Below are 4,753 nucleotides of genomic sequence, written 5' to 3' on the forward strand. Positions count from 1 at the left end.
AGCGATAGGTCTGTCACATCGATTTTGACTGACACGCCGCTATCGCGAGCAAGCTCGCTCCCACAGGGTTTTGTGTCAGCTGATTTCCAGCATCGATTGCTGATCCCCCTCGAACGTCAAGTACTCAACCAACTCCGGCAACGGTAACGGCTTGCTGATCAGGAAACCCTGCACCTGGTCGCACCCGAAGCCGCGTAGCAGGTCCAGTTGCTCCTGGGTTTCCACACCTTCGGCCACCACTTCCAGGTTGAGGTTGTGCGCCAGGTTGATCATCGCGTGCACCAGTTTGCGGTTCTCTTCGCGCTGCTCCATGCCACCGACGAAGCTCTTGTCGATCTTGAGCAAAGCGATCGGCAGGCTGTTGAGGTGCACGAACGAGGAGAAGCCGGTGCCGAAGTCGTCCAAAGAGAAGCGCACCCCCAGGCGGCCCAGGGCGTCCATGGTCTGCTTGACCAGTTCGCTACGGCGCATGACGGCGGTTTCGGTGAGTTCGAACTCCAGCCATTGCGCCTCGACACCCCGCTCGGCAATCAGCCGGCTCAAGGTCGGCAGCAACTGGCTGTCCTGGAACTGTCGGAACGACAGGTTGACCGCCATGTGCAACGGCGCCAGCCCCCGCTCGCGCAGGGCCTGCATGTCCCGCAGCGCCCGGGAAATCACCCAGTAGCCCAGCGGCACGATCAGGCCGCTCTGTTCGGCCAGCGGCACGAACTCACTCGGTGGCAGCAAGCCACGTTCGCCGTGACGCCAGCGTACCAAGGCTTCGAGGCCGACGATGTGGCCATCATCGAGGTTCAGCCGCGGCTGGTAATGCAGCTCCAACTCGTCACGGCGCAGTGCCCGGCGCAGTTCGCTTTCCAGGTCGGCGAGGCTGCGGGCATTGCGATTGATGCGCTCGTTGAAGATATGAAAGGTGCAGCCCTGGGTGCTCTTGGCCTGCTGCATGGCGATGTGGGCGTGCCACATCAACGGATCGGCGCCGGCCTGCGCGCGAGCGTGGGCAACGCCCAGGCTGCAGCCGATCAGCAGGCTTTCACCGTCCACCCAATAGGGTTCGGCCAAGGCTTCGGTAATACGCTCGGCCATCCACTCGGCCCGCTGTGGCGCGCGGCGGGTGTCGATCAGCAGGGCGAATTCATCACTGCCCAACCGCGCCAATTGATCGCCGGCCTCGAGCGAGCCCTTGAGCCGCGACACCACTTGCAGGATCAAGCGGTCACCGGCCTGGTGGCCGAGGGCGTCGTTGGCGTGACGAAAGTTGTCCAGGTCCAGGTGACCGAGCGCCAGGCCACGGCCGTCGTTTTCCGCCAGGCGCGCCGCCAGCAGCGTCTGGAAACCCTGGCGATTGGCGATGCCCGTCAAGGGGTCCTGTTCGGCGAGGCGCTGCAAGGTGTTTTCCAGCACGCCGCGTTCGCGCACATGCCGCAGGCAACGACGCAGGGTCGCGCTGTCGAGGACATCACGCACCAACCAGTCGCTGACACCGTCGGGGGCAACCGCCGGCTCGTGCTCGAGCAACAGGATCGTCGGCAGGCTGCAACGGCCCGGTGCCGGCTGCAACGCCGCAACGGTCAGCAACACCGCGTTGCGATTATCTTCGAACAGGCTGCTGACTGACTCCCAGCTTGGGGCGCTGATCAACACGACCGAGGGCCCCATGGACGCCAGGCACTCGCGCAATATTGCTGACCACGCAGGCTCTTGGGCCAATAACAGCAAACGCAAGGGTTCGACAGGCGTTGACAAGCTGACTCCCTAGACTCTGCAAGGTGGTAGGCGCCGGGCATTATGACGTGCCGATGGGCAATGACCAATGTCAATGGTTCTCAAACACGCGGTTTCGGTGGTTTTTTTCCACTCCAAATCCTGTGCTGGACGCAATTGGCCCCACATCCTGCGTGAAAGTAACAGATGCGGCAAATGACAATGCGCTATGCGTCACAAGTCGGACAGAGCAGCACAATTCTCTGAGCCTGTTAAAATGCCGGCCCATTTCGCAAACGACTCCCTGACTCTGTCATGTCCCGACTCAATCCCCGGCAGCAAGAAGCCGTGAACTATGTCGGCGGCCCTCTTTTGGTGCTCGCCGGTGCAGGCTCCGGCAAGACCAGCGTAATCACCCGAAAGATCGCGCACCTGATCCAGAATTGTGGCATCCGCGCCCAGTACATCGTCGCCATGACCTTCACCAACAAGGCCGCCCGGGAAATGAAAGAGCGCGTCGGCACCCTGTTGCGCGCCGGCGAAGGCCGCGGCCTGACGGTCTGCACCTTCCACAACCTGGGCCTGAACATCATCCGCAAGGAACATGCGCGGCTGGGCTACAAACCGGGCTTCTCGATTTTCGACGAGACCGACGTCAAGGCCCTGATGACCGACATCATGCAGAAGGAATATTCGGGCGACGACGGTGTGGATGAGATCAAGAACATGATCGGCGCCTGGAAAAACGACCTGATCCTGCCGCCCCAGGCCCTGGAGAACGCCCGCAACCCCAAGGAACAGACCGCCGCCATCGTCTACACCCACTACCAGCGCACGCTCAAGGCGTTCAACGCGGTGGACTTCGACGACCTGATCCTGCTGCCGGTCAAGCTGTTCCAGGACCACGCCGACATTCTCGAAAAATGGCAGAACAAGGTCCGCTACCTGCTCGTGGACGAATACCAGGACACCAACGCCAGCCAATACTTGCTGGTGAAGCTGCTGATCGGTACGCGCAACCAGTTCACCGTGGTAGGCGACGACGACCAGTCGATCTATGCCTGGCGCGGCGCGCGACCGGAAAACCTGATGTTGCTAAAGGAAGACTACCCGTCGCTCAAAGTGGTGATGCTGGAGCAGAACTACCGCTCCACCAGCCGCATCCTGCGCTGTGCCAACGTGCTGATTTCCAACAACCCCCACGAGTTCGAAAAACAACTGTGGAGCGAGATGGGCCACGGCGACGAGATCCGCGTGATCCGTTGCCGCAACGAAGACGCCGAAGCCGAGCGCGTGGCCATGGAAATCCTCAGCCTGCACCTGCGCACCGACCGGCCGTACAGCGACTTTGCGATCCTGTACCGCGGCAACTACCAGGCCAAGCTCATCGAGCTGAAACTGCAGCATCACCAGATCCCTTATCGCCTGTCGGGGGGCAACAGTTTTTTCGGACGCCAGGAAGTGAAGGACCTGATGGCCTACTTCCGCCTGATCGTGAACCCGGACGACGACAACGCCTTCCTGCGGGTGATCAACGTGCCGCGCCGGGAAATCGGTTCGACCACCCTGGAAAAACTCGGCAACTACGCCACCGAACGCAAGATCTCGATGTACGCAGCCACTGACGAAATCGGCCTGGGCGAACATCTGGACAGCCGCTTCACCGATCGCCTGGCGCGCTTCAAGCGCTTCATGGACAAGGTCCGCGAACAGTGCGCCGGGGAAGATCCGATTTCGGCGCTGCGCAGCATGGTGATGGACATCGACTACGAGAACTGGCTGCGCACCAACAGCTCCAGCGACAAGGCCGCCGACTACCGCATGGGCAACGTCTGGTTCCTGATCGAGGCGTTGAAGAACACCCTGGAAAAAGACGAAGACGGCGACATGACGGTCGAGGACGCCATCGGCAAACTCGTGCTGCGCGACATGCTCGAGCGCCAGCAGGAAGAGGAAGACGGCGCCGAAGGTGTGCAAATGATGACGCTGCACGCCTCCAAGGGCCTGGAATTCCCCTACGTGTTCATCATGGGCATGGAAGAAGAAATCCTGCCGCACCGCTCCAGCATCGAGGCCGACACCATCGAGGAAGAACGGCGCCTGGCCTATGTCGGGATTACCCGGGCCCGTCAGACGCTGGCCTTCACTTTTGCCGCCAAGCGCAAGCAATACGGCGAAGTGATCGACTGCGCCCCCAGCCGCTTTCTCGATGAACTGCCGCCGGACGACTTGGCCTGGGAAGGCAACGACGACACACCGACGGAAGTCAAGGTCGTTCGCGGCAACAGTGCCCTGGCCGATATACGCGCGATGTTGAAGCGTTAGAATCGACTACTTTTTTCCACCAGGCTTTTTACCCAATCCAGGCGCCGAAGGCGTCACCAGAGGAGGCTTCATGGAAGCCCTGCACCAGAAAATTCGCGAGCAAGGCATCGTGCTTTCCGATCAGGTCCTGAAAGTCGACGCGTTCCTGAACCATCAGATCGACCCGCAGTTGATGAAGCTGATCGGCGACGAGTTCGCCGCGTTGTTCAAGGACTCGGGCATCACCAAGATCGTCACGATCGAAGCCTCAGGGATTGCCCCGGCAATCATGACCGGGCTGAACCTGGGCGTACCGGTGATCTTCGCCCGCAAGCAACAGTCCCTGACCCTGACAGAAAACCTGCTGTCGGCCACCGTGTATTCGTTCACCAAGAAAACCGAAAGCACCGTCGCCATCAGCCCGCGTCACCTGACCAGCAGCGACCGGGTGCTGATCATCGATGACTTCCTGGCCAACGGCAAAGCCTCCCAGGCGTTGATCTCCATCATCAAGCAGGCCGGCGCCACCGTCGCCGGGCTGGGGATCGTGATCGAGAAGTCATTCCAGGGCGGCCGTGCGGAACTGGATGCCCAAGGCTATCGGGTTGAATCCCTGGCGCGGGTGAAGTCGTTGGCCGGTGGGGTTGTGACCTTCATCGACTGACTCTGTGCCTCCTGTGGGAGCGAGCTTGCTCGCGATAGCGGTGTATCTGTTACATAAAATGTGTCTGATAGACCGCTATCG

The 4,753-nt window shown here is 61.0% G+C and carries 3 protein-coding genes; 2 read left to right on the forward strand and 1 reads right to left on the reverse strand.

Features of this window, described 5'->3' with window-relative positions; genetic code table 11:
• Positions 1-75: 75 nt before the first annotated feature.
• On the reverse strand, positions 76-1,746 hold the full coding sequence (locus tag LQ215_RS29195) for a putative bifunctional diguanylate cyclase/phosphodiesterase (RefSeq protein WP_230153704.1): 1,671 nt from the start codon (positions 1,744-1,746) through the stop codon (positions 76-78).
• Positions 1,747-2,019: 273 nt separating this feature from the next.
• Between LQ215_RS29195 and rep the strand changes: the two genes are divergently transcribed.
• Together rep and LQ215_RS29205 are read left to right on the forward strand one after the other, a co-directional pair.
• Positions 2,020-4,029: a DNA helicase Rep gene (gene rep, locus LQ215_RS29200; RefSeq protein ID WP_230153705.1), complete on the forward strand. Its 2,010-nt coding sequence runs from the start codon at positions 2,020-2,022 to the stop codon at positions 4,027-4,029.
• 70 nt (positions 4,030-4,099) lie between these two features.
• Positions 4,100-4,672, forward strand: a complete 573-nt coding sequence (locus LQ215_RS29205) for a xanthine phosphoribosyltransferase (protein ID WP_003206836.1) — start codon at positions 4,100-4,102, stop codon at positions 4,670-4,672.
• The last annotated feature ends 81 nt before the right edge of the window (positions 4,673-4,753 follow it).

The sequence above is a fragment of the Pseudomonas brassicacearum genome (assembly GCF_918698105.1).
Lineage (GTDB): Bacteria > Pseudomonadota > Gammaproteobacteria > Pseudomonadales > Pseudomonadaceae > Aquipseudomonas > Aquipseudomonas brassicacearum_F.

Coding starts and splice junctions, on each gene's coding strand:
- rep (WP_230153705.1), top strand. CDS start 2,020: ATGTCCCGACTCAATCCCCGGCAGCAAGAAGCCGTGAACTATGTCGGC.
- LQ215_RS29205 (WP_003206836.1), top strand. CDS start 4,100: ATGGAAGCCCTGCACCAGAAAATTCGCGAGCAAGGCATCGTGCTTTCC.